Consider the following 24382-nt stretch of genomic DNA (forward strand, 5'->3'; position numbering starts at 1 on the left):
GGTCGGGGTCTACAGCCGGGCCTGCGGGGTGTGAGGCCAGTGGAGGTCACGCACGACTGGCTCAGTTCGTCCCCGGGGGCCGCCGCCGGTGAAGCAGGAAGATCTGACCGGCGACGGTTGGAATCCCCTCCCCGAGGGGAGGGGAGGGTGTCAACGTGGGATGTCCGTGCCGAAGTAGCGGTCGCCGAAATCGCCGATACCAGGGATCATGTAGGCGTTCTCGTTCAGCCGTTCCTCGATGGCCGACGTCACGATCGGCAGGTTCGGGTGGCGCGCGTGGACCGCGTCGATGCCCTCCGGCGCCGACAGCAGGGTGACGAAGACGATGTCGTCCTCCGCGACCCCGTGGTCGAGCAGCACCTCGATGGCGGCCAGCGCGGTCCCGCCGGTGGCCAGCATCGGGTCCAGCAGCAGCACGCTCCGCCGGTCGATGTCCGCGGGCAGCGCGGAGTAGTACAGCCGCGGCAGCTTCGTCACCTTGTCCCGCTGGATCAGGATCTTGCCGATCCGCACTCCCGGCGACATCGCCCGCAGCTCGTGCTCCATGCTCTCCCCGGCGCGCAGGACGGACACCCCGCAGATCCGCGAGGCCGGCCGCAGGCCGTGGTAGGTGCGCCCCACCGGGGTCTGCACGTCGAACGGCTCGTACGGCAGGAGATCCAGGGCCGTCTCGATGAGCTGGCGGATGATCCGGCCCGACGTGGTGACGAAGCGCTCCGGGTCGGCGTTACGGTCGCGGATGATCGTGTGCAGCGCCCGCAGCTGCCTGGTCTGCGGCAGCAGGTGCACGGTGCCGGTCGCGGTGCCGGTGGTGGTGCCGGTGGTGGTGCCGGTGGTGGTGCCGGTGGTGGTGCCGGTGGTGGTGCCGGTGGTGGTGCCGGTCGCGGTGCCGGTCGCCGGCGTCGCCGTGATGGTCATGCCTTCTCACCCGCCTCCAGCTCGGCGAAGGCCCTGCGGGCCTCCTCGACGAACTTGCGCACCTTCATCCGGTCCTTGCGGCGGGTCACCGGGTCTTCCAGGCCGGTGTGCGCGTCGACGGCGGCCGGACGGACCTCGGCGATCGCCGCGGCCACGTTCTCCGGGTTCAGCCCGCCGGCGAGCATCAGCGGCCGGGGCGAGATCCGGACCAGTTCCGCGCTGATCGACCAGTCGTGCAGCAGTCCGGTGGCGCCCTTGGCACCGGTGGCCGGGTTGAAGGTGTCGGTGATGAACATGTCGACCCACTCGGCCGCCTCGTCCACGATCTTGATCAGCTCGTCGAGGTTGTCCTGCTTGACCACGAGGCTCTTGAGCACGTACAGGTCGGGGGCGATGCGCCGCAGCTTCCGCAGCTCCTCGACCGGCACGTCGCCGTGCAGTTGGATCGCGGTGACGCCCAGCTCCTCGCAGAACGCCTTGATCTCCTCGGCGTCGGTCACGTAGGTGATCACGACGCCCCTGTGCTCCGGCTGGATCTCCTTGACGATCGCCGCGGCGTCCTCCTCGGACAGGTCCTCGTTCTTCGCCGGCAGCCGCAAGGCGAAGCCGAGCCAGTCCGCGCCTTCCTCGCGGATCAGGTCCGCCTCGGCCTGGTCGATGACCCCGGCCACCTGAATAAGTCCCTGCATGTTGACCCGCCTTTCGAACCGGCCTGAGCGGCCTCGGTCGGAAACGAATTGCAATCGGCCACGAACGATGGCATTGAACTGCCCGCGACAGTGCGGCCTTTCGAGAGGGAATTCGCGTCGGCGCGAACACTCCGGGCCTGGCGGGACGTATTCAGAATTCGCGTCGGCGGGCTTTTCCCACAACCCCTAGCAGCCCCACAGCACGCCAGGACGATCCGGGGCACCTTTGGACTTTTCGGGTGGCCCCGGGCTGCGCTGGGAAGAGACGGCCGGCAACCCCTGACGACCCCTGTCGGGAAATCGCCCGCCCCGAGTCGTGCGCGGCTCTCGTTGACCCGGCGGGAAACGCGGAACTAGCGTCCGTTGCGGAGTGCCCGACGAGCACGCGCGAGAAACGGCGGTGGTGAGAAATGCACCACGAGCAATCGCTTTCACCGGATGGTTCGCCGGCGCGGTTCCCCGCCCCCGGGTGCCGCCGTCGCCGGATCTCACACCCGTCCACGCCGGGCGGATGCCGTCACCGGCCCGCACGCCTCGAAGCCGGCCGGCGCCCCCCTCTGGTGGATTGCTTAGCGCTAAGGTAAAGTCTCTTAGTGCTAAGAGAAGTTGCCCATTGCCGCGGCCGGTCCCGACCGGCGGTGCACTCGCTCGACCCAACCGACGCACGACGTTCGCCCTCGCCTGGCCGGACCGGGCCCACGCGCACAGGAGGAACAGATGACAGTCATCGAGTCCGTCTCCGCAGGGACCGGCAAACCGGATCGCGTGCCCATCAGGAACTGGCTCGCGGTGATCGCCGTCGCGCTGGGGACCTTCCTGGTGGTGACCGTCGAGAACCTGCCCATGGGCCTGCTCACGGCCATCGGCGGCGGCCTGAACGTCTCCGACGGCGAAGTCGGCCTGATGGTGACCGTGTCCGGCCTGGTCGCCGCCGTCACCGCACCGTTGCTGCCCGTGGCGATCCGCGGGCTGGACCGGCGGGTGGTCCTGCTCGGCCTGATCCTGCTGGCACTGGTGGCCAACATCGTGTCCGCGGTGACCCCCACGTACGCCGTGCTGATGGTGGCCCGGCTGTTCGTGGGCGTCAGCATCGGCGGGTTCTGGGCGCTCGCCGGGGGTCTCGGCGTCCGGCTGGTCCCCGAGGCGCACGTCGCCAGGGCCACCTCGCTGATCTTCTTCGGCGCCATGGCCGCCAACGTCCTCGGTGTCCCCGCGGGCACGTTCGTCGGCGAGCTCACCGGCTGGCGCGTCGCGTTCGGCGTGGTCGCCGCGGTCGCGCTCCTGCTGGTGATCGCGCTGGCCGTGCTGCTGCCGCGGATGCCCGCGACCGAGCCCGTCCGGCTGCGTACGCTGGGCGAGCAGCTGCGCACGCCCGCCGTCCGGATCGGCGTCATCGCCACCTTCCTGCTGGTGTCCGGGCACTACGGCGCCTTCACGTTCGTCAGCCCGATCCTGCAGGACGTCTCAGGGGTCGGCGCGACGTTCGTCGGCCCGCTGCTGCTGGCGTACGGCGTGGCCGGGATGGCCGGCAACCTCATCGCGGGCTCGTGGGCGGGCCGCAACGTCCGGGGCACGATCATCGTGGTCAGCGTCGTGCTCGCGGCCGTGCTGGCGGCGTTCCCGTTCCTCGGCGGCAACGCCGTCACCGGGTCGATCCTGCTGATCCTGTGGGGCTTCGCGTTCGGCGGCCTGCCGGTGAGCGTGCAGACCTGGATCATCAAGGCCGCGCCGCAGGGCGTCGAGGCCGCCACCGGGCTGAACACCTGCATGTTCAACCTGGCGATCGCGCTGGGAGCGCTGTTCGGCAGCCTCATCGTCGGGGCGGTCGCCGTGACCGGCGTGCTGTGGGTCGCGGCGGGACTCGTGGTCCTGACGTCGCTGGTGGTGTCCGGCGCCAGGCGGGTCTAGGGAGTGTCGCGCTCGTCGCCCAGCGACGTCAGCAGTTGCCTGAGGATCTCGGCCAGGTTCTCCCGCTGGGCGGGGGTGAGCCCGGCGAGCAGGCGCCGCTCGGTGTCCACGTGGTCGGGCAGCGCCCGGTCGATCAGCTCGCGGCCGGCGTCGGTCAGATCGACGTGGACACCACGGCCGTCGACGTCACTGGGCGTCCGCGTCACCAGGCCCCGCGCCTCCAGCCGGTCGAGGCGCTGGGTGACCGCCCCTGAAGTGATCATGGCCGAGCGCATCAGCTCCGCCGGGGCCTGCCGGCCGCCTCGGCGGAGGGTGGCCAGGACGTCGAACGACGAGGGGTCCAGGTCGTGTTCGGCGAACGTGCGGCGCAGCTCGTTGTTGACGAGCTGGGTCAGCCGCGACAGCCGCCCGAAGACCGCCATCGGGGAAACGTCCAGGTCAGGGCGGGCGTCAGCCCACTGCTGCAGGACGCGATCCACATGATCCGGCACACCGCAAGGTTACCGCCCGCACCACCCCGTAGATCGAGAGGGAGTAGAAGGCATGCGCATCACAGTGTTCGGGGCGACCGGGAACGTCGGCAGACGTGTCGTCGCCGAGGCCGTGTCCCGCGGACACGAGGTGACCGGCGTGGCCCGGAACCCCGTGCGGCTCGCCGGACTGCCCGCCCAGGCGCACGCCCGCGTCGGCGACGCGACCGACGTGGACGACGTCGTCGCGCTGGCCGCCGGGCAGGACCTGGTGATCACCGCGACCTGCCCGGCGCCCGGCGACGAGAACCAGCTGGTCACGGTCGCCACCACGCTGCTCGCGGCGTGCGCCAAGACCGGCGTACGCCTGCTGCTCGTCGGCGGCGCGGGCAGCCTGACCGTCGAGGGCGGCGGCCTCCTGATGGACCAGGTGGGCTATCCGCCCTTCCTGCTGCCGATCGCGGCGGCGTGCGTCGGCCAGCTGGCGGCCTGCCGGGCCGACACCACCGCCGACTGGGCCTACCTGAGCCCGGCCGACCTGCTCGTCCCGGGTGAGCGGACCGGTCTGTACCGGGTGGGCGCCGACGAGCTGGTGGTCGACGCCGACGGCCAGTCCCGGATCTCGATGGAGGACCTCGCGGTGGCGTTGCTGGACGAAGCCGAACGGCCGCGCCACCACCGGACCCGTTTCACCGTCGCGTACTGACCGCGAACGAAGACCGCGAAAGAAGGCCGCGAAAGAAGGCGCTGAGGAAACGCGGGGGCGCCCCGGCGGGTCACGGCCGGACGGCCAGCACCCGGAAGCAGATCCCCCGCGTCATCCGGTCCACCGACTCGATCTGGAAGCCGGCCTGTTCCAGGAAAGGCCGGGGGTCGCGGGTGAGGTGGTCGGCCTCGAACCGCACGAACAGCGGCTCCACGAGCCGCATCCCGGCCCGGATGAGCGGGTTGCTCGACGGCCCGTGCTCGGCCAGCACGAACCGCCCGCCCGGCCTGAGCACGCGGTAGGCCTCGCGTGCCGCGGCCACCGGGTCCGGGATGGTGCACATCGTGAATGTGGACAGCACGGTGTCCGCGCTGCCGTCGGGCAGGTCCAGGCGTTGCACGTCGCCCTGCCGCAGCTCCACCCGCTCGCCGAGCCCGGCGAGCGCCACCCGCCGCCGCGCCAGTTCCAGCATGCGCTCGGACAGCTCGATCCCGATCACGGTGGCGTCGGGGCCGTACAGCGGGAGGTTCAGCCCGGTGCCGACCGCGATCTCCACGACACGGCCGCGCGCCTGCCCGACGGCCCACTCCCGGCTTCCCGGAAACAGGCGGCGCTCCCAGGCCAGCATCTGGCCGTCGTACCGATCCGCCATCCGGTCGAACACCCGGCGTACGTCGGCGTCCGTGGTAGCCCGCATTGACCGACCCTTCTGAACGGGGGAGATTTCGGCAATGGTTTCACGTCATGAGACGGTGGACCATATTCGAGCACGAAGCCGTTGATTCGTTTGTGATCGACTCCGTGTATCACTGTTTCCCGTGACACATCCGTGGGCGAGACTCGCGCGCCGGCGGCGCATCCGCAGGTGGACGGGAATCGCCGCGGTCGTCGTGATTCTGGCCGCATGTCAAGGGCCTTTCTGGCCCGATACGCGGGCGGTCACGTACGGCGAGCCCACGTCGTGCTCGCGTAACCCGTTCCAGCCCGAGCCGGTGGACGGGACCGAAATCGATTGCGTGGGGTGGACGTTGCATGTGCGTTTCGGCGTGGATATCCAGCTCAGAACCGCCGCGAGCCATGTCCGACCGCTGTCGATGTTCGACGGCGGACGCATCCCCATCGCCATCGCCCCGGACGGGCACCGCGTCGCCTACCTCGACGTCGAGGAGCTCCGCTATCTCGCCAGGGATCTCCGCTCGGGCGTCACCCGGTCGCTCACCCCACGCCTGACCACCGAGGAGATCCTGGGGATCACGACGGTGGCCGCCTCCGCCGACGGCCGTCACTTCGCCGTGTCCACCCGGGAGAACCGGCGGACGTTCGTCACCGATTTCGCCACGGGCCGGACGAGGACGCTCGACGGGGTGTGCTGGGCCTACGGGCTGACCGGCGACATGCTGATGGGCAGCGCGGGCTGCGACGGTGTCGGCGTCTCGATCGACGCCATCCGCTTCGACGGAACGGCGACCGCCTTCCGGTCGGAGGAGACGATGCCGCGTGACATGTCCGCGGATCTGCGGTGGTACATCGACTTCGAGGACCCCACGTCGATCCACGAGACCGCCACCGGGCGGCGGGTGCGGACCCTGCCCGCCGGGCTCAGCGAGGTGCGGTGGGTCGGCGCCGACACCCTGGTCGCACGAGACGGGAACATCGAGGACGGGGATGACTACGTCGCCGTCGACGCCGGGACGGGCGAGCTCGTCCCGATCGGCATCCCGTACGCCGAGCCGGTCGCCTTCGGGAAGGTCCGCTGATGCGGGACTGGGACGAGCGGGTCCACCGTACGGCGTCGCTGCTGGGCGGGCGCGGGCCGTACGCCCGGCGCATGGCGGACAAGGCGCTGCGCGCCGGACGAGGAACGAAGGACGCCTTCTTCTCGCTCTACCGGTCCTATCTCAGCCGCTTCCGCTTCTGGCCCGATCCGGGCTGGGGGAGGGAACTGTCCGACCTGCAGCGCGCGGTGCTGGTCGCCATGCACCACGACGGCTGGACCGAGCAGGAGACCGCCTATCTGTGCGGGCGCAGCGGAAAGGCCGTACGGCGGGCGGGCGAGAAGGGCCTTCGTGCGTTGGGCATCGACGGCGCCGCCCTCGCCGACACCTTGCGGGCGATGACGGACGACCTTCCTCCGCCTGCCAGGCCCGCCCCCGGGCGAAGTAGGCTCACGCGCGTCTCCGTGATCGCCTGCCTTGTCGCTTTCGCTCTCTTGGTGGCCCACTCCTGTGCGTCGAACGTCTCACTCGGACAGCTCGCGGACCACCCTTCCGGCGTCGCCCTCGCCCTGACGGAGCCCAGTCCGTTGCGCGGTCCCACGCAGGCCGCGGTCCGGTACGCCTACCGCGTGGACGCGCGGGGGACCGTGCTCACCACGGGGAGCTACTGGGTCGCGGTCACCGAGTCGGACCAGCGGCTGCTCGTCGAGGACGCGGCGCCCGGCGACCTCGTGATCAGCCCGGACGGCCGCAGGCTGGCCTATCTCAGCCGGAGCAGGCGCGGGCTCGTCGTGCAGGACCTCCCCACGGGCGAGGTCGGCACGGTGTCGGAAGCCGAAGAGCCGGACGGCGGACTGTACTTCTCTCCGGACGGCAGCCGCCTCGCGTTCGCTTCGGAGAGCGGGCTGTACGTCTGGGACGGCACGCGGCGGCGTGTCCCGGGGTCTGGGCGGCACTCGACACTGAACGGCTGGCTGGCGAGCGGGCAGGCCCTGCTGGTCGAGGGCTGGGAGGACACACGGGCCGTCGACCTGAGCGGCGGCGTCGTGTTCACGGTGCAGGATCGGCACCTCGACACGCTGTCCCCCGACGGGAAGACGTGGATCCGGCTCGACTACGAGCGGAACCGCTTCACCCGATTCGGCCCGCGCACGGGTCGCAGGACGATGCGCCTGCCCGCGACCGTGAATGTCGAGAGGGTCCAGTGCTGGGCCGACGCCGACACCTTCGTTGTCAGCACCTACGGCTACGGGCCCAGCCACTTCTACCGGATCGACATCGAGACCGGTGAAGCCGAGCCTCTACCCGCTCTGGTCCCGGAAGACCTCCATGAGGTGCGGTTTCCCGGATGTGCCGGGTGATCCGCAGGGACGCCGGCGCGCTGAGGATGCGCTGGTCGAGCCCCTGGCCGAGCCCCTAGTCGAGCCCCTAGTCGAGCCAGAGCACGATGCCGGTCATGCCGTTGAGCACGGCCGCGGCACCGGCCCTGACCGCACGCCCGGCGCGCTCGGGGGTGAAGCTGGCGGGATCGTACGTCGAGGACATGCCGAGGCCTTCGCCGCGGAACGACGCACCGGTCCAGTCGGCGGCGGTGACGTTCGCCGTGGGCTCGGCCAGCTCGGCGCCGACCACGAGGAACTGCTGGTCGAGGTGGTTGGGGGTGACCAGGGCCAGGGGGTCGACGAGGTCGTCGCCGGCGCTGACGATGAGGTCGGGCTTCATGCCGATCGCCCTGCTGATGGTCGGGACGAACTGGTCCGGCCGCGTGGCCGTGAGGGTCCTGAGGCTGACGTGTTCCTCCTCGGCCCACGCGGTCACCGCGCCCGCCAGCGTCGTGGTCTGGCGGTCCTCCCCCGCCGTGAGCAGCACCACACGGTAGCCCTCCGGCGGACGGACCCCGTTCCAGGAGCCGGGCCTCGGCGTGATCGTCGACTCCGGGGCGGGTGACGCGGCCGGGAAGAACCCCGGGCCGGGGGTGCCGACGGTGGTGGGCTTCGCATGCGGCCGGGACCAGTCGTCGCCGGAGCCGCATCCGGCGGCCAGCAGGGCGGTCGCGACTGCCGCGGCCAGTGTGCAGGCAGGCAGAAGCCGAGAGCGCATGGGGATCGTCCTTCGGGGCGGCGGGAAGTGCGCCTACTTCCTACCTCATGATCTGCGGCCTTCGGTGCCGGGGGCGTCTCCGCCGGACGTGGTTCCTTGACGGTTCTCGTCCGAGATACCGCTCGTTCATCTCAATCGAGCAGATTTCGTACGCAAAAGCCGAAAAGGAGTTATATGTCCCCCGCCGCTCGGCGTCGTGTCTGTGCTGTCATCGGCGCCGCAGCCGTGGCCGTCCTGTTCAGTGCCCTCTCCGCTCTGCTGGGTGCCGCGCCCGCCCTCGCCCACGGGTTCACCTCGACGGTTTACGCCAACCTCGTCTCGCCCCGGGCCGGGCACGTCCGCGCCGAGATCCAACTGGAGTACGACCTGCTCGTCGTCTCCGCCGCCGACTCCGAGAAGGACGACCCGCTTTTCAAAGCGGGCACCGCGGCGTTCGAGGCCGGTGACGCGGGTCAGCAGGCCGTCGCGCTCGACGCCCACGCCGGCTCGGTCGTCGCGTACGTCACCGAGCGCTTCGGCGTCACCGCCGGGGGCCAGGTGTGCGCCCCGGTCAGGGACGGCGGCTTCACGATCGGGCAGCGCGAGGGCGTCCCGTACGCGCGGCTGATCCTCGACTACCGGTGCCCGGAGTCCGCCGAAGCACACGAGGTGCGCAGCGCGCTGTTCCCCGGCTCCGAGGGGTACGTGCGTGACAGCAAGACGATCGTCACCTACGACCTCGACCTGAAGTCCGGAAGCACCGCCCTCGACGCTCAGCATCGGTCGTTCTCCACGCAGCAGTCCTGGTTCGAGCGGTTCTGGGAGTTCTTCCGGCTCGGAGCCGAGCACCTGCTCGGCGGGCTCGACCACATCCTGTTCCTGCTGGCGCTCATCGCGGGGTCACGCCGCCTGCGCGAGATCGTGCTGGCGGCGACGACCTTCACGCTGGCCCACTCGGTGACCTTCGTCCTCGCCGCCCTCGGGCTCGTGGAGGCGCCCGCGTCGTTCGTCGAGCCCGTCATCGCCCTGTCGATCGCGGTCGTCGCGGGCTGGCATCTGTGGCGGATCTGGCGACGCCGCTCGCACGCCACAGATCTGGAGACGGCCGGTCACGGCCGCCTCGGCCTGGACCGCGCGGGCTGGACGCGGCTCGCGGTGGTCTTCTGCTTCGGTCTCGTGCACGGACTCGGCTTCGCCGCGGCGCTGGGGATCGACCAGGCCTGGTCGTGGACGCTGCTGTGGTCGCTGCTCGTCTTCAACGTGGGCATCGAGGTCGTCCAGCTGGCGATCATCGTCGCCGTCTTCCCGCTGCTCGCCCTGCTGCGTCACCGCCGGCCGATGGCGGGGCTGTGGACGACCGGGGCGATCGCGGCGGGTGTGTCCGCGATGGGCCTGGTGTGGTTCGTGCAACGGGTTCTCGGAATTTGAGATCACATCACAACTTCCGGCAAGCGCAACAGTCCGCCTGCCCCACGTTCATCTCCGCGACACCGGATCCCGAAATCGTGCAAATCGCTCCAATACCCCCAAATGGATGGAAAGCAATGAAGCTCGACAAGGGGACTCAGGGCCCCGGGCTCGTCCTGCGCCGGGTGGCCATGACCGCCACCGCGGCGGCCCTCAGCGCCACCGCCGTGTTCGGCGGCGGCCTGGTGACCGCGGCTCACGCCGACAGCGCGACGCTCACCGGCATCGTCCTCGGCGTGGGCGCCGACGAGACGCAGCGCGTCGTGTCGTGGTACTCCTCGGCCGGCACCGCGCAGGTGGTCCAGGTCGCGCCGACGTCCAAGGTGGTCGACGGCCGGTTCCCCGCGAACGCCGTCACCTTCCCGGCCACGGTCACCGCGAACGTCGTCAACGGCGGCTACAACGCGCACGCCACGATCGACAGCCTGAAGCAGAACACCGCGTACTCCTACCGGGTCGGCGCCGAGGGCAACTGGTCCCCGACGTACTCCTTCACGACCCAGGACTTCAACGGCAACAACCTCGACTTCCTCTTCTTCGGCGACCCGCAGATCGGCTCGTCCGGCAACGTGGCGAAGGACGGCGCCGGGTGGGAGGACACCCTGAACGTCGCCCTCGCCGCCAACCCGAAGGCCGAGCTGCTGGTCTCCGGCGGCGACCAGGTCGAGTCCGCCAACACCGAGACGCAGTGGAACGCGTTCCTCGCGCCCGACAAGCTGCGCCAGTACCCCTGGGCCGCCACCATCGGCAACCACGACGTCGGCGGCAAGGCCTACGAGCAGCACTTCTGGACGCCGAACACCGACCGTTCCGCGCCGTACTACAACGGCAGCGCGACGACCCGGTCGGGCGGCGACTACTGGTTCAAGTACAAGAACATCCTGTTCATCGACATCAACAGCAACGCCTACTCCAACGGCTCCGACGCCGCGCACATCGACTACATCACCGATGTCGTCAACAAGCACGGGGCCGGCGCCAAGCACACGGTGCTCATCTACCACCACGCGATCTACTCCCCGGCCGCTCACGCGAACGACGCCGACAACAAGGTGCGCCGTCAGGACTTCCCGACGGCCTTCTCGAAGCTCGGCGTCGACCTGGTCCTGCAGGGTCACGACCACAGCTACTCCCGCAGCTATGTGATCAAGAACGGCCAGAAGGCGAACAAGGACGAGCAGCCCGGCGCGACCGAGGTGTCCAAGGGCCCGGGCGGCGTCATCTACGTGACGGCGAACTCGGCGTCGGGTTCGAAGTACTACGACCTCACCGCGCCGGACGCGACGAAGGACCCGAACTACGGTCCCGACCCGCTGAACCCCAAGAACCACTGGGCCAACTCGGTCGAGAACCAGGAGCACGTCCGTACGTACGTGCGGGTCCAGGTGCGCGGGAACAAGCTCGTCGTCGAGAACATCCGCAGCGGCACCTGCGCCGCGCCCAACGCCGCGGTGGAGCTCGGCAACGTGAAGTGGTGCGGCCCGGACAACGGCGCCACCGCCGCTCCCGCGGTCGGCTCCACCGTCGACAAGGTCGTGATCCACACGAACGAGGGCAAGGCCGGCGCGGACAAGCCGGCGGCGGCCGAGTCCGACTGGCTCCAGTAGACGACAGAGGGTGACGCGGGGCCCTCACGATGAGCTGATCGGCCCCGCTCGACCCGGTGGGGTGGGCACCTGGGTGGGCACCGTCCAGGCGCCCACCCCACGGCACGTCGTCCATCCCACCGTTCCCAGAACCACCCGAGGACCATCAGATGCGCCAGCCCAGACCGCGTACGACCAGACCAGCAGGCTCTCTCGTCCGGGCCGTCGTCGTGGCGCTGCTCGCCGCGTCCGGCCTCCTCGTAGCGGGGACGGGCCCCGCCGCGGCGGCGGACGGCGAGGCCTCCTGGACGGTCGCGACGGCCTCCGGCGACTTCGGGTCCGACCGGCGGAACTACAGCTACACACTCGACCCCGGCGGGCGGATCGAGGACGGTCTCGTGGTCGCCAACCACGGCACGGCGCCGCTCCACCTGAGCGTGTACGCCGCGGACGCGTTCACCACCCGGCAGGGCCGGCTCGACCTGCGCGGCGAGGACGCGACGCCGACCGGGGTGGGCGCGTGGGTCCACCCGGACCGGCGCGACGTGACGGTCCGGCCCGGCGAGACGGCCGAGGTGCCGTTCACGGTCACGCTTCCGGACGACGCCGCACCCGGCGAGTACATGGGCGGCATCGTCACCTCGCCGATCAAGCTCGGCACGGCGGACGCACGACGTCTCGGCATCCGGATCCGCCTGCGCGTGGGCGGAGAGCTCACGCCGAGCCTGTCGGTGGAGGACCTGCGGGTGCGCTATTCGGGCACGCCCAACCCGCTCGGGACGGGCGACGCCACCGTCACCTACACGATCCGCAACGACGGCAACAGCGTTCTCACCGCTCGGCAGGCGGTGTCCCTGTCCGGCCCCTTCGGGCGTTGGGACGCCCGCGCGGGGCACGTCGACGACTCGCCCCAGTTGCTGCCGGGCGACACCTGGAAGGTCTCCGTACCGGTGCACGGAGTGACTCCCGCGCTGAGACTGACGGGGACGGTCACCCTCGTCCCGCTGCTCACCGACGCGGCGGGCTCGGTGGCCCCGCTCTCGGTCGTCGAGAGCACCGCGCACGCGTGGACCCTCCCCTGGGCGCTGCTGCTCCTCCTCGTCGTCCTCTGCGGGCTCGCCGTCGCGGCTCTGGTCTTCCGGCGCCGCCGGAAGACCACGCTCCACGAGGGACCCGGCACACCGCTCACGCAGGGATGAACCGGCGGGGCGCTGGTGATGTCACGCGTTCCTGGAACCGCAGGCGTCCGGCGCGCGGCGAAGACACAGGACGGGAAGCCCGCTCATCGCGTCCAGCACCACACGATCGCCCAGCGGCCTGTCGAGCCCCACGACACCCTGGCCGCCCATGCCGGTGCCCAAGCACAGGCCGTCGCCCTGGGAGGGGACGTCGAGCCCCAGGACCACCACGTCCGGCTGCTCGCTGACCCGCAGGACGACATCGAGCCGCTCACCGTTGCAGGTCCCGTACTCGTAGGTCACCAGCAGCCGGCGTTCGCCGCGCGCCTCGACGTCCATGATCTGCTCGGCGCCCGGGTCGTGCCTGCCGACGGCGCGTTTCACGGTGTCGAGCGCCTCCTGATCGACCGCGACGCGGTCGATCAGGCCCGGCAGGTTGGAGAAGTGCAGCCGCCACGCGGGCACGGTCGCCACGCCGCGTACGGTCTCCAGCCGTATCGTCGTGAACTCCGCACCGGTCAGCTTGTACGCCTCCCCGTCGGGGTACGTGTGCCGGTCAGGCCAGATCCACTCTTCGGGCCAGGGAGACACCGCCTGCAACGCCTCCGCCGGCCCGATCACGGGGACCCGCATCGCGGACCCGTCGTCCCAGCGGACCTGCCCCGCGCCCGGCGAGGCGGGGAGCGGGCCGGCCACGACCCAGCCGTATTCCTCGTCATGCTCGATCTGCTCGCGCACCTCCGGCGGCATCACGGTCAGGTCGCCGACAGGGACGAAGCCGTCGCGCCAGATCTCCGCGGCACCGCTGGTCCGCCAGGTCTCCACCGCCTGTGCGGCGTGCTCTTCGAATGTGCGCGGTCCGGCCAGAAGGCAACCGCCGCCGAGGAGCGGCACCACGACCAGCAATGTCATGACCAATCGCAGCATGGTGCGATCTTGTCAGGATCCCGCCTGCGGCACGCCGGCTTTTCGAAGTGGTTCCGCGGCGGTCTCGCGAAGAGACGTGGCCGGCTTCCTCGGTGACAGACCGGTGTGTTCGCCGGCGAAGGCCAGGATGTCCGCGGTCAGGGCGCGTTCCTTGCTCGCGGGCGAGGCGGCGTGGGCGGTGTCGGGTTCCCTGCGCATGAGGATCGGCCGGTCACCGCCGGTGGCGTGCTGGAGGGCCGCGCACATTTTCGTGACATGGGCCTCTCCGGTCTGCAGATCGGTCACCGCGCCCGTGAAAAGGAAGGCGGGGTAGGGGACTCCCGGCGTGACGTTGTGATAGGGGGAGTACGAGAGCAGCCATTGGAGTTGCTCGGGCCGGGAGGCGCTGCCGAATTCGTCGGTCCACGTGCATCCCAGGCCGAACTGTTCATAGCGCACCATGTCACAGAGCGGGCCTTCGGCGACGACCGCGGCGTACAGCTCCGGTCGCTGTACGGCGGCGGCGGTGACCAGCAGCCCGCCGGCGGATTGGCCGTATATCGCCAGTTGGTCGCGGGTGGTTCTGCCGGTCTCGATGAGCCAGGCCGCGGCGTCGTTGAAGTCGCTGACCGCGCGGTGCTTGTGTGGCCCGCGGCCGGAGTCGTGCCAGTGTCGGCCCTCTTCGCCGCCTCCGCGCACGCAGGCGACCGCGTAGGTGCCGCCGGCGCCGACCCATGCGGCCGCCAGGGGGAAGAACCACGGGCGCATCGGCATGCCGAAGCTGCCGTACCCGTACAGAAGGGTGGGGCGCGGGCCCTGGTCTTCCTCATCCGGAGTGAACAGGAACAGCGTGATCTCGGTGCCGTCACCGGCGCGACAGCGTACGGCGCGGCTGCGGATCTCCGGAGTACGCCCCGCTGTCGCGGCGCCGGCTTCCCGTTCCGTCGTACCGCGCACGGCGTCGTAGCGATAGACGGTGGGCGGTGTGGTGGCGTCGCAGTAGCTGAACCAGGCCTGATGTCCGTGCGGAATGCTCGTGCGCAGGGACGACACGACGCCCGCGCCGGGAAGGGGCAGATCGGTGAGCAGCCGGCCGTCGGCCAGGTCGTGCAGCGTCAGGGTGGAGATGCCGTGGCGGGCGCGCGCCACCAGCAGGAGGGGCCGCGCGAGCGCCGGGCCGTCCAGGACCAGGCACTCGTCCACGGGGGCCTGGGGATCTTCGGCTATCAGCGTGCGCCAGGCGGCCGGGTCGGCATCGCGCCCGTCCGCCACGCAGACGCGGCCGCACGGGGCCTGATGGTCGGTGACGAGCAGCAGGGTGCCGTCCGCGAGGAAGCGGGGGAGGACGCGGGCGCCGACGGCACCTCCGTCCACGAACTTGACGAAGTGCGGGGCTTCGGGGTCGGCGAGTTCGGCCACGTACACGTCGTTCTGCGAGGAGGGTCCGGCCATCGCGGTGATCGCCAGATGACGGCCGTCCGCGCTGACCGTGAGCCCGTAATAGTGGTCCGGAGCGTCCTCGCCGCCGAACACCACCGCGTCGGCCTTCCAGGGCGATCCGATCCGGTGCAACCGCACCCGCCGGTGAAGACGCATGTCGCCGGGGGCCACTTCCTCGTCGGGAACACGGCTGACGTAGTAGAACGCGTCCCCTCCCGGCAGCCAGGCGAGCGAGGTGTTGCGGGCGCGCGGCAACGGCCCGTCCACCACCTCGCCGGTACGCACGTCCAGCACCATGATGTCGCTGCCGGGCTGCTCGGCGACCTCCGTCTGCACGGCCACACGTTCGCCCTCGCGTGACGGCCACCAGGCGTACAGCCCGGTGTGGCCGGACGGATCGATCTCCACCGGATCGACCAGCACCCGCCTGTCACCCTCGGCGTCGACGACGAGCAGACGCCGCTGCTCGTCCCCGCGAAGCTGCTCGGCGAGGAACATGAGCGAGCCACGCACCATCGGAGGCTCCGACAAGCCGAAGGAGGACGCCTCATCCACTGATGACGCCCAGGATTCCTTGTCATGCCATTCGTCGCGATGGGCGCGGAAGAGGCGATCCTGGGCCGCGGCCCAGTCCCGCACGCGCGGGTCGTCGCCGTCTTCCAGCCACCGGTAGGGATCGGGCACCGGGAATCCGAACAGATCCTCCACCACATCGCTGCGCCAGGCGGCAGGGTAGGACAATCGCGCCATGAAATCCCCCCGCCTCTGAGTAGGTCTCGTAACAGGTCGAGGCACTGCGGCCTTGACGCGCCGCAGTACCTCGATTCACTCAGCTACGACTCGCCGCGGAGAATGTCCGCCTGCCAGCCGCGTACGCCGCCGATGCGGGCAGCGGGAGTGGAATCGCGATACGGCAGGTATCCAGTCATGTCAGCCTCCTGGATCCGTCGACTCACCCGGTATGGGCGATTACGACGGCAACCGTCCCCGCGCCCGGGATCGATAAACACCTCCGCCACTGCGGTGGTGAGCGCCGATCCTCCCAATTGACGGCAGCACGGACAAAACTTCGGGCAAGACAAACAGGCATACCGGAATGCCACACCAAGATTGATTTCTGCGCGCAAGTGATTCGACGTTTCCCGAGGGTAGATCCAGGGGCTGACATTTCGCGGCCGAAAGCAATACGGCCCGGCGGGGGCGCGCCCCGGCTGGTGACGAGGCGGGATGCCCGCGCGAGGACCACCTCGACCTCGGCGTACGCCTGTACGGCGCGAGGAGCGCTCGGACGAGGTGGTCCCGGGGAGAGCGAGGACTTCGCCCTTCTGCCATCGAGTCGTCCCGCAGTGACCATATGAAGGGGTGCGGGCGAAGATCAGCAGTAGTCGAAGTAGACCTGCTTGACGATGCTCTCGCGGACGCGGTTCCGGGCGTTCTCGGCAAGGCTGGAGGAGTTGGATATCGCGGTGACCGTGAAGTTGATCTTGGCGAAGGTGTTGGGGTTGTAGCTGGTCTGAGCCGGGGCGAAGGAGACCTCGACGGTGGTGGTGCCATCGGTGCCGAGGACGGCGTTCGGCGGGTTGTAGGCGACGGCATAGCCGTAGCGGCGCAACGCGCCCTGGGCGAACGAGCGAGCGTCCTTGTAGCACATGGTCTTGGTGAAATAGCCCGAGTGCCAGGCCAGCGGGGCGGCGGACGTCGTGGTGGCGGTGGTCGCGGCGGAGGCGGTGCTCGCCGTGGCGGCGGAGGCCGGGATGATCGCCGAGGAGGCCACGGCGATCGCGGCGAAGGTCAGGCCCAGTCGGGTCCTGCGCGTGATGTTCGTCATCTTTCCTCGTCCCTTCCAATCGATGTGCGCCGCCGGGAGCCGGTGGCGATTCTTCCCCGCCTGCGCGGAAATGGTTCCGCACGGAGAAATAACGGCTGTTTCCGCGAGACCGTCGTACGTCCACATCCGCCCGACTTCTCGGTGCCGGTTCCGATCGGCCTTCGCACGACCAGTTGTAGGCCCGGCTTCTTGCAATGCGCTTTCATCCTGGATACGGCCTGCTGTAAGGCGGAATCTGTTTCCATCCGGGTCCGCGGCGAGCCGAGGGCGCGGCGAGCCGAGGGCGGAAGTCGACGCCGGGGGTACGGACGAGGGCGGCGCGGAGCCGAGTCACCAGGGAAAGAGCCATGGCGCCCGCGGCCGCGGGCGCCATGGTTTCCGGAGTCACCGCAGAGAGCGACACCTCTCCGGTCGGTACGTCACGGAGTGACGGTCACCCGGACCGCCGGGGCCGAGCCGACCTGGACGTCCAGGATGACCGACTCGCCGGCGAGGAGGGCGGCGCGGGCCTCGTCGCGGAGGTTGAGCTTCAGGTCCCGCGTCTTGCCGGGCTGGAGCGTGACCTTCTTGGTGTCGAGAGGGTGGCCGTCATGGGTGACGGTGACCTGCTCCTGGCACTTGTCCGCACCGGCGCAGACCAGGGTGATCGTCGCCTGGGCGGGGGCGTTCCCCTTCCCCTTGACCGTGGCGGTGACGGTGTCGTGCAGCACCCTCATCGCCGGGGTTTCGGGTTTCGGCGGGAGGAGCGAGGCGACGTAGCGCTCGCTGTCACCGGAGGTGTTGAGCGCGAGGGTCGTCCCGTCCGGCTGGTTCACGAGCACGGTCAGCGTCGCCTCGCCCTGCTCGTCGAGGGGTGCCTCCCCGAGGTAGGCGATGTCGTCCTCGGCCGGAGCCGACGTCGAGGCGCCGGCCTTCAGCAGGAGGAACGACAGCCGCTTGGCCGCCGCGGCGGTCCCGGCGGACGCCTTCACGGTGACGGTGCCGTCCTCGTTCACGACCGCTTCGTGACGGATGCCGCCGGTCTCGGTGGCCTCGGCCGCCGGCGAAACCGCGGTGGTGGACGCTATGGTCCGCACCGCCCCGGCCTCGGCGACGGTCTCCCCCATGGCCGCGTGTTCGGCCGAGGTCGCCTCAGCCTCGGTCCCGGCTGTCGCGGGCACCTCAGCCTCGGTCCCGGCTGTCGCGGGCGCCGCACCGACGGGTGCCGCCGTCGCCTGGGCGGCGGGTGCCGCCGTGCCGCGCAGCACCGGCCGGCCGAGGCCGGCGTCCCACTGCCACACCGACGCGAAGTCGAAACCGAGCTTGCCGGCCCAGAACGCCTGGCCGGCGACCTCGTCCCGGGTCGCGGTGGCGCCGTTGAGCGTGGCCGGGCCGATCGCGGTCTCGGTCTGCGATTTCGCCTCGACGGTCTCGGCCGCCCAGTTGTTGCCGAGCGCGGCGACGTTGTTCGCCAGCACCCGGCCCAGGAAACGGTGCGCCCAGGACGGTGCGGTGACCGTCGGGTTGAGCGCGATCGAGTCGCGGATGGTGGTGCCGGTGTAGCCGTAGCCGGCCACGCCGCCGTCGTTGCGGGAGTCCGCGGTGACGGCGCCCGTGGAGAAGACCCGCTCCGTGGTGGAGCCGGCCAGGGCCACGCCGATCACGCCGCCCGCCTCGGTGGTGCGCACGCGCACGTTCGCCGTCGAGTAGGCGTCGCGCACGATGCCCTGCGAGTCGCCGACGAGACCGCCCGCGCGCGAGCCCGCGGTCACGGACCCGGAGACCCACACGCGCTCGATGGTGCCGGTGCTGCTGTTGGCCAGGATGCCGGCGCGCGCGGTGGTGGTGTTCACCGTGGCGTCGAGCACCGCGAGGTCGTGGACGCGCCCCGAGACCTGGGCGAACAGCCCACCGGTGGTGGAGGTCAGGCCCTTGACGGTGTGGCCGGCGCCGTCCAGTTCGCCGGTGAACGGCCCGGGCAGGCTGGTGAACGGCCTGCCGGTCAGGTCGAGGTCGGCGGCGAGCATGTAGTCGTACGACGGGTGCTGACCCATCAGGGTCAGGCCCTCGATGCTGTCGATCTTGTAGAAGCCGCGCTCGTCGGCCGGCAGCCCGGGTGCCGGGACCGGTTCGAGCGTCTCCGGCGCCATCCGCAGGGTCGGGCGCCTGGCGACGTCGTTCCACTGCCAGACATTCGCGAAGTCCCAGCCGCGCTCCTCGTAGAAGGCCTGCTTCTGGATCTCCGAGGGCGCGACCACGTTGCCCTTCTGGTTGTCGGCCGCCGGCGGGTAGGTCAGCGACTGCCCGCTGATCGGCACGGACCGGCTGACGTGGTTGTCCTCAAGTGTGGCGGTCTGCCCGGTGTAGACGCGGCCGACGATGGCGTGCGCGTAGCTCGACGCGGAGATGTTCGCGTTCAACGCGACCGTGTGGCGCACCTGGGTGTCGGTGTAGCCGTAGGCGGCCACACCGCCCGCGGACGCGCTGTTCGCGACGACCGCACCGGTGACCAGGACGTTCTCGGTGACCGACCCGCCGACGGAGACGCCGACGGCACCGCCGGCGTACTGGGTCGTGGCGCGCACGTCCACCGTGGAAACACTGTCACGAACAGTGCCGAAGTGGTGGCCGGTGATGCCGCCGACGTAGCTGTTCGCGGTCAGCGACCCGTCGACGCGGACCCGCTGGATCGTGCCGTGGTTGGCGTCGGCGACCAGGCCGGCCGTGGAACGGTCGGTGGTGACGTCACCCTGGACCACCAGGTCCTCGATCGTGCCGTGGTTGTCGGCGAACAGGCCCGGCCCCTGGTCGGCCAGGGCGGCCAGCCCGGAGACGGTGTGCCCGTCGCCGTCGAAGACGCCCGTGAAGGTGGTCGTACGGCCGATCTGGGCACGGGCGAGCCCGGTCAGGTTCAGGTCGGCGGTCAGCCGGTAGTGACCGGCCGGGTCGTTGTCGACCTTGGCCAGGTCGTCGGGCGAGTCGATGAGATACGGGGACTGCTCGCTGCCCTCACCGGCCAGGCCCTCGCGCAGGGTCACCGCCGGCTGCAACGGCTTGCCGGACGCCAGGGAGTCCCAGGTGAACAGCTTCACCGTCGAGCTCGGCGCCACCGGCAGCGGCGTGTCGAAGCGGACGTACTGCTCGCGCCCCCGGTGGTCGAGCGTGACGTCGAGGGTGCGCACGTCGATCATCCGCTGCTACGCGTTGTCGTACGTCGCGGCCATGACGGTGACCCTGTCCAGGCTGCCCCGGGAGGACAGGAGTCCCACGCCCTTCAGCTCACGGCTCTTGATCTCCGCGGAGGAGACCTTCCAGGAACCGTGCGGTTTGGCGACGGTCACCTCGTCGACCAGGCGCCCGTCGATCGTGTACGTCGACAGCCGCAGGCCGGCGTCGGTCACCTTCAGGACGCCGCCCATCTGGACGTCCTCGTCGAAGACCTTGTCGTCCCACCAGAACTTCTGGTTGTCGTAGAACTTCGGGCCGGACGACCCCATGGTCACGAACGTGGTGCCCGCGACCTCCTCCTCGGGCGTCTTGGCCAGGCGTCCGTCGTAGATCGTGGATCGCTTGTAGACGTGGTCGTGCCCGCCGACGTACAGGTCGACGCCGAGCTGGTCGAGCACGCGCGTGACCTTGTCCCGGTCGATGTCCATGCCGCCGTCGCCGGCGTGCCGGCCGCCGTAGTAGGAGAAGTGGCCGACGACGACGTTCCACGTCGCGTCCGAGGCGCGCACGTCGTCGACCAGCCAGTCGAGCTGCTCGTCCAGACGCGCGTTGGAGTTCAGGACCGAGAAGTGGATGTCGCCGCGGTCGAAGGAGTAGTTGCTCTCGCCGATCACACCGTTGCGCGGCAGCGCGAACATGTTGGTGAAGATGGCGCTCGGCTGCCTGCCGACCGCGTCGTAGTCGAGGTCCTCGTAGGTCTCGTGGTTGCCGACCAGGCCCGCGTACTGCAGGTCGAGCTTCGACAGGAAGGAGTCGTGGATCTCGGCCCACTTCTCCCCCCGGCCGCCGCGGTCGACGAGGTCGCCGACCTGGATCACGGTGCCGCCGCCCGGCGTCCGGCTCTTCAGCTGGTCGAGCACCCGTCCCGGCAGGGTGAGCTCGCCGGCGTCGCCGTCGGGCACCTGCACGTCGCCCAGGATGTAGACCGGCTCCCCCTTCGCGCCGCCGGCGAGGAACCTGCCGCGCACGTCGGTCCAGGCCGACGCGTCGGTGGCGGCGGGGGCGCGGCCGTCGCGGGCCACGCCGAACCGGAACCGGTAGGTCGTGCCGACCTTCAGCCCGGTCGGCCGGAACTCGTGGGAGCGCAGCGTCTGACCGGTGATGGAGTGCTGGCGGACGGGCTCGTCGTTGCCGACGGTGTCGACCTCGTACGGGCGGTCGTTCGCCGAGGTCAGCACCTCGGCCTTGGACCAGTCGTCCGAGCCCTCGGGCAGGACCTGTGCGTAGACCTGCTTGACGTCGCGGTCGGTGGTGACCGCGATGCCGGCGGAGCCGGGCTCCTCGCCCACGGACGCGTTGCTGCCGAAACGGAAGACTCCCGCCGGGTCCGGCGCCTCCTGGGAGACCTGGATCCGGAGCAGCTCGGCGTTGGTGTTGCCGAGGTTGTCGGTCGCCTTCACGACCACGAACGCGTCGTCGTACGAACGGATCCGGAAGGCGCCGGCGGAGACCGGGACCTCACCCGCCGAGTCGTACACCTCGTAGGTGACCGTGGGCCGGGTGCCGGAGTCGTCGACGGCCGTGGCCTGCGGCAGCGTGATCGTGTCGCCGTACCGCGCCGTGGCGGGGAAGCCGCCCGGGACGGTGATCCGCGGGGCGTAGTTCGCGCCGCGCGTGGTCTTGCCGATCCAGATCGGGGCGGAGACCAGGAAGTTGCCGTCGGCCTGGTCGGCCCGGACGTAGTAGAAGTCGCCGTCCCGGACGTCGAGCCTGGTCTTCAGCGTCAGGTCGTTGCCGCTGATCTCGCCGAAGTCGTGGGCGACGGCGCCGCCGTTGGTGACGAGGCGCGCGGAGGTGAAGGAGTCCTTGGCGTCGGGGTCGGCGAGGCGGAGCTCGACGTCCAGGCTGGTGGTGTCGCCCGGCAGGATCGAGCCCATGAGCGAGCCGTTGCCGCCGAACCCGAGGACCGCGTTGGTGTCGGCCGTCGAGTAGAGGCTGCGGTCGCGCATCGCCGCGTAGAGGGCGTCCAGGGAGTGCCCTTTGGCCCACACGCCGGTGATCGACGGGTTCCCGGACACCCAGGTCGCGGAGTGCTCGTCGCCGTTCCACGTCGGGGCCAGGTGCCAGCCGGCGTCCAGCGCCTTCTGGAACTCGCCCACCGCATCGGCCGACTTGACCTCGATGAGGTCCATCCTGTCGTCGACCACAGGGTCCAGGCCCTTGAAGCCGAAGAAGTCGCCCTTGTCCTTCGTGGACGGATGGTTGAACTGGCCGATCGCGTCCGGGTCCTGCTTCAGGCGGGCCAGGAACGTGAAGTAGTCGTACTTCATGTCGCCGGTGCCGAACGCGTTGCCGTACCCGTCGACGCTGCCCTTCTCGGTCGCCCGCGCCGTCACGTGCCAGTCGGTGTCGAACACGTTGATGTGGCCGGTGCCGTCATACCAGGTGTTCTCGATCGCCGGGACCGCGACCAGGTCTTTCTGGTCGGCGTTGAATCGGGCGGCGCTCTCGTGCAGGTAGCGCCACTCGGCGGAGTCGGCGTCCCGCCAGTCGTCGACGAAGTCGTCGCCGTTGCGGATGTCCCACATGACGTCGTGCTCGGACACCGCGAAGAAGTCGGCGTCGGTCTCGTCATGGACGTGCTTGTAGGCGTCCGGCGGCAGTTCGGCGCCGTCGCTCACGGAGGTGTGCGCGTGGAACTCGCCGGTGTACAGGGACCTGCCCAGGTAGGTCGGCCGGTCCTCACCGGCTGCCGCGGCCGGGGAAGCCGGCGCACCGGCCAGTGCGCCGGCTGCGAGTGCGATCGCCGTGACCGCACCGGGCCAGGTGAGTGTTCGTGGTGCGCTGCTGCGCGTCATGTTTCTACCGTTTCAGGTGGTTCTAGCGTGCCGATCACAGAAATCACGGACGGTGAAACGGATCGGGTCCCTCGCGTGTAGCGAAGGTGAACCAGCAAAGAAACCTGACAATTCTCATATATCGGGACAAAGAGCTGAGCGCGGTTGCGAAACGCTCACCGAGGAGGAGATCACCCTGGGCCACCCGCGCCGGCCGGCGGCTATTCGTGAGGCAGGAGGTATCGCCAGGAGAGCACGAAGATCGCCCCCGAGCCGGTCCTGAAGAGCGACCGGCCGTGCTCCTGCCCGGCGGGGACCGCCTTGGTGATCGCACTCACCGCCGCCCCCTCGACGTCCTTCCGCCAGACCGGGTCCACCACGCCCGAAGGCTCAGGAACGCCCTCGGGCCACGGCGACGGCTTGCCCTCCGCCGACGCGGCCCCTTCGGCGACCAACCGGACGCGGGTGGCGACATAGTCGGCGCCCTCCGCGGTGGCCCGGGTCGCCAGGCCGTCCATCAGCTTCTTGGCGTCCACCAGTTGCTTCGGGTAGAAGTCCGCGAGCTGTTCCAGGGCCGGGACCCGGACCTCCAGCATCTTCCCGTCCTTCCCCCGTACGCCGAGGACGGTGTCCGGCACGTCGGTCACCGACGGCGCACCCGGCTTCGGCTCCGCGGTCGGCGGTTGCCCGGTCAGGTACTCCTCCATGCGCGCGACCGTCTCGCGCACCTCGGCATCGGTGAGCGTCATCTGCCTGCTCGCGTCGACGATCACCAGGCCGTCGCCGTACAGCACCACCCTCGGCGGACGCAGCACGTTCGTGGTCGGGGTCACGAACCCGCCTTCCGCGCCCCACAAGGCGACCGGCTTCGCCGGTCCGTCGGCGGCCGCGGCCGCCGACGTGTCCGGTTCCACTCCTCCACAGGCCGTGGTCAGCGCCGTCACCGCCACGAGCAGGATCATCCGTAGTCTCATGCCTCAGAGCACGTATGCGCCCTCACCGTGGTTCATCCTCGTGCCCGCGAACAGCGCCCAGTGTTGGGTGCCGTCGGCCAAGGTGACGACCAGCCGCCTGCACTGGCCGGCCCACGCTTTGTCGGCCTTCCAGACGTACGTGTACTGATCCTGCGCCGCGTCGTACGACAGCGGCGATCCACCTGCGGTGACCGTCTGTTCGACCGAGTCCGTCCGACCCGGGGAGCAGGAGGTCTGTCCCGACGCCGGAGAGCCCGCCGCGAAGACGAGCCGCCGTCGCCGTCGCTCACCGTGACCGTGGCGGTGAACGTGCCCGGACCGTAGGTGTGGGGCAGGAAGCACGGCGACAAAGCTCCGTCGAGCACCCCGGGCGCCGTCCCGTCCCCCCACATGACGGTGCAGGTGTGCCGGTCGAAGCGTGATCGCTCGCGCTCATTGAATCCCGCGCCAAGTCTTGGCCCTGGTGCGCTCCAAGGACGCGTCAAGTCCGCGGTCCTAACGTCCTGGACGACAGACATTCCGAGGAGGAACACA

The 24382-nt window shown here is 70.2% G+C and carries 19 protein-coding genes; 7 read left to right on the forward strand and 12 right to left on the reverse strand.

From position 1 onward, the window contains the following. Positions 1 to 150: 150 nt before the first annotated feature. On the reverse strand, positions 151 to 918 hold the full coding sequence (gene upp, locus ABZ857_RS38360; protein WP_357053823.1) for a uracil phosphoribosyltransferase: 768 nt from the start codon (positions 916 to 918) through the stop codon (positions 151 to 153). Beyond that, entirely contained in the window at positions 915 to 1607 is a 693-nt protein-coding gene (locus tag ABZ857_RS38365; RefSeq protein ID WP_357053826.1) for a phosphoribosylanthranilate isomerase, read from the reverse strand. The genes upp and ABZ857_RS38365 overlap by 4 nt, the downstream gene beginning before the upstream one ends. Before the next feature lie 717 nt (positions 1608 to 2324). On the opposite strand from ABZ857_RS38365, the gene ABZ857_RS38370 reads away from it, so the two are divergent. Next, complete coding sequence (locus ABZ857_RS38370; protein WP_357053829.1) at positions 2325 to 3515, forward strand: MFS transporter; 1191 nt, start codon at positions 2325 to 2327, stop codon at positions 3513 to 3515. Here the strand turns inward: ABZ857_RS38370 and ABZ857_RS38375 are convergent. Then, positions 3512 to 4006, reverse strand: coding sequence for a MarR family transcriptional regulator (locus tag ABZ857_RS38375; RefSeq protein WP_357053832.1), 495 nt, complete (start codon positions 4004 to 4006; stop codon positions 3512 to 3514). The genes ABZ857_RS38370 and ABZ857_RS38375 overlap by 4 nt on opposite strands. A gap of 52 nt (positions 4007 to 4058) precedes the next feature. Here ABZ857_RS38375 and ABZ857_RS38380 point away from each other — a divergent pair, with 52 nt between their 5' ends. Next, on the forward strand, positions 4059 to 4691 hold the full coding sequence (locus ABZ857_RS38380; RefSeq protein ID WP_357053835.1) for an NAD(P)H-binding protein: 633 nt from the start codon (positions 4059 to 4061) through the stop codon (positions 4689 to 4691). A gap of 70 nt (positions 4692 to 4761) precedes the next feature. Here the strand turns inward: ABZ857_RS38380 and ABZ857_RS38385 are convergent, their stop codons facing one another. After that, positions 4762 to 5388, reverse strand: coding sequence for a methyltransferase domain-containing protein (locus ABZ857_RS38385; RefSeq protein ID WP_357053838.1), 627 nt, complete (start codon positions 5386 to 5388; stop codon positions 4762 to 4764). 349 nt (positions 5389 to 5737) lie between these two features. Between ABZ857_RS38385 and ABZ857_RS38390 the strand changes: the two genes are divergently transcribed. Together ABZ857_RS38390 and ABZ857_RS38395 are read left to right on the forward strand one after the other, a co-directional pair. Then, positions 5738 to 6448 carry a hypothetical protein gene (locus tag ABZ857_RS38390; protein WP_357053841.1) on the forward strand — a complete coding sequence of 237 codons (711 nt, stop codon included), beginning with the start codon at positions 5738 to 5740 and terminating at the stop codon, positions 6446 to 6448. After that, the gene (locus ABZ857_RS38395; protein WP_357053844.1) at positions 6448 to 7767 is read left to right on the forward strand and encodes a hypothetical protein; all 1320 of its coding nucleotides are present in this window, start codon (positions 6448 to 6450) and stop codon (positions 7765 to 7767) included. The genes ABZ857_RS38390 and ABZ857_RS38395 overlap by 1 nt, the downstream gene beginning before the upstream one ends. Before the next feature lie 67 nt (positions 7768 to 7834). Here ABZ857_RS38395 and ABZ857_RS38400 read toward each other — a convergent pair whose 3' ends face one another. Further along, positions 7835 to 8506: a hypothetical protein gene (locus ABZ857_RS38400; protein WP_357053847.1), complete on the reverse strand. Its 672-nt coding sequence runs from the start codon at positions 8504 to 8506 to the stop codon at positions 7835 to 7837. Between the two features lie 174 nt (positions 8507 to 8680). Here ABZ857_RS38400 and ABZ857_RS38405 point away from each other — a divergent pair, with 174 nt between their 5' ends. From ABZ857_RS38405 to ABZ857_RS38415, 3 genes are all read left to right on the forward strand, one after another. Next, a complete protein-coding gene (locus tag ABZ857_RS38405; RefSeq protein WP_357053850.1) occupies positions 8681 to 9913 on the forward strand; it encodes a HupE/UreJ family protein in 1233 nt (410 codons plus the stop codon). A 116-nt stretch (positions 9914 to 10029) separates the two neighbouring features. Further along, entirely contained in the window at positions 10030 to 11559 is a 1530-nt protein-coding gene (locus ABZ857_RS38410; protein ID WP_357053853.1) for a metallophosphoesterase family protein, read from the forward strand. 149 nt (positions 11560 to 11708) lie between these two features. Continuing rightward, on the forward strand, positions 11709 to 12737 hold the full coding sequence (locus ABZ857_RS38415; protein WP_357053856.1) for a DUF916 domain-containing protein: 1029 nt from the start codon (positions 11709 to 11711) through the stop codon (positions 12735 to 12737). A 21-nt stretch (positions 12738 to 12758) separates the two neighbouring features. Here the strand turns inward: ABZ857_RS38415 and ABZ857_RS38420 are convergent, their stop codons facing one another. The 7 genes from ABZ857_RS38420 to ABZ857_RS38450 form a co-directional block, all read right to left on the reverse strand. Next, positions 12759 to 13643, reverse strand: coding sequence for a hypothetical protein (locus tag ABZ857_RS38420; protein WP_357053859.1), 885 nt, complete (start codon positions 13641 to 13643; stop codon positions 12759 to 12761). A 12-nt stretch (positions 13644 to 13655) separates the two neighbouring features. After that, positions 13656 to 15812, reverse strand: a complete 2157-nt coding sequence (locus ABZ857_RS38425) for a prolyl oligopeptidase family serine peptidase (protein WP_357053862.1) — start codon at positions 15810 to 15812, stop codon at positions 13656 to 13658. A gap of 625 nt (positions 15813 to 16437) precedes the next feature. Next, positions 16438 to 16890 (reverse strand): hypothetical protein, encoded by a 453-nt coding sequence (locus ABZ857_RS38430; protein ID WP_193204338.1) that lies wholly within the window; start codon positions 16888 to 16890, stop codon positions 16438 to 16440. A 419-nt stretch (positions 16891 to 17309) separates the two neighbouring features. Further along, a complete protein-coding gene (locus ABZ857_RS38435; RefSeq protein ID WP_357053865.1) occupies positions 17310 to 20060 on the reverse strand; it encodes a hypothetical protein in 2751 nt (916 codons plus the stop codon). Between the two features lie 6 nt (positions 20061 to 20066). After that, the gene (locus tag ABZ857_RS38440; RefSeq protein WP_357053867.1) at positions 20067 to 22895 is read right to left on the reverse strand and encodes a metallophosphoesterase; all 2829 of its coding nucleotides are present in this window, start codon (positions 22893 to 22895) and stop codon (positions 20067 to 20069) included. Positions 22896 to 23095: 200 nt separating this feature from the next. Continuing rightward, positions 23096 to 23848: a hypothetical protein gene (locus tag ABZ857_RS38445; protein WP_357053870.1), complete on the reverse strand. Its 753-nt coding sequence runs from the start codon at positions 23846 to 23848 to the stop codon at positions 23096 to 23098. 3 nt (positions 23849 to 23851) lie between these two features. After that, complete coding sequence (locus tag ABZ857_RS38450; protein ID WP_357053873.1) at positions 23852 to 24238, reverse strand: PxKF domain-containing protein; 387 nt, start codon at positions 24236 to 24238, stop codon at positions 23852 to 23854. Positions 24239 to 24382 lie beyond the last annotated feature (144 nt).

Source organism: Microbispora sp. NPDC046933 (assembly GCF_040644635.1).
In the GTDB taxonomy this organism is placed as follows: Bacteria; Actinomycetota; Actinomycetes; order Streptosporangiales; family Streptosporangiaceae; genus Microbispora.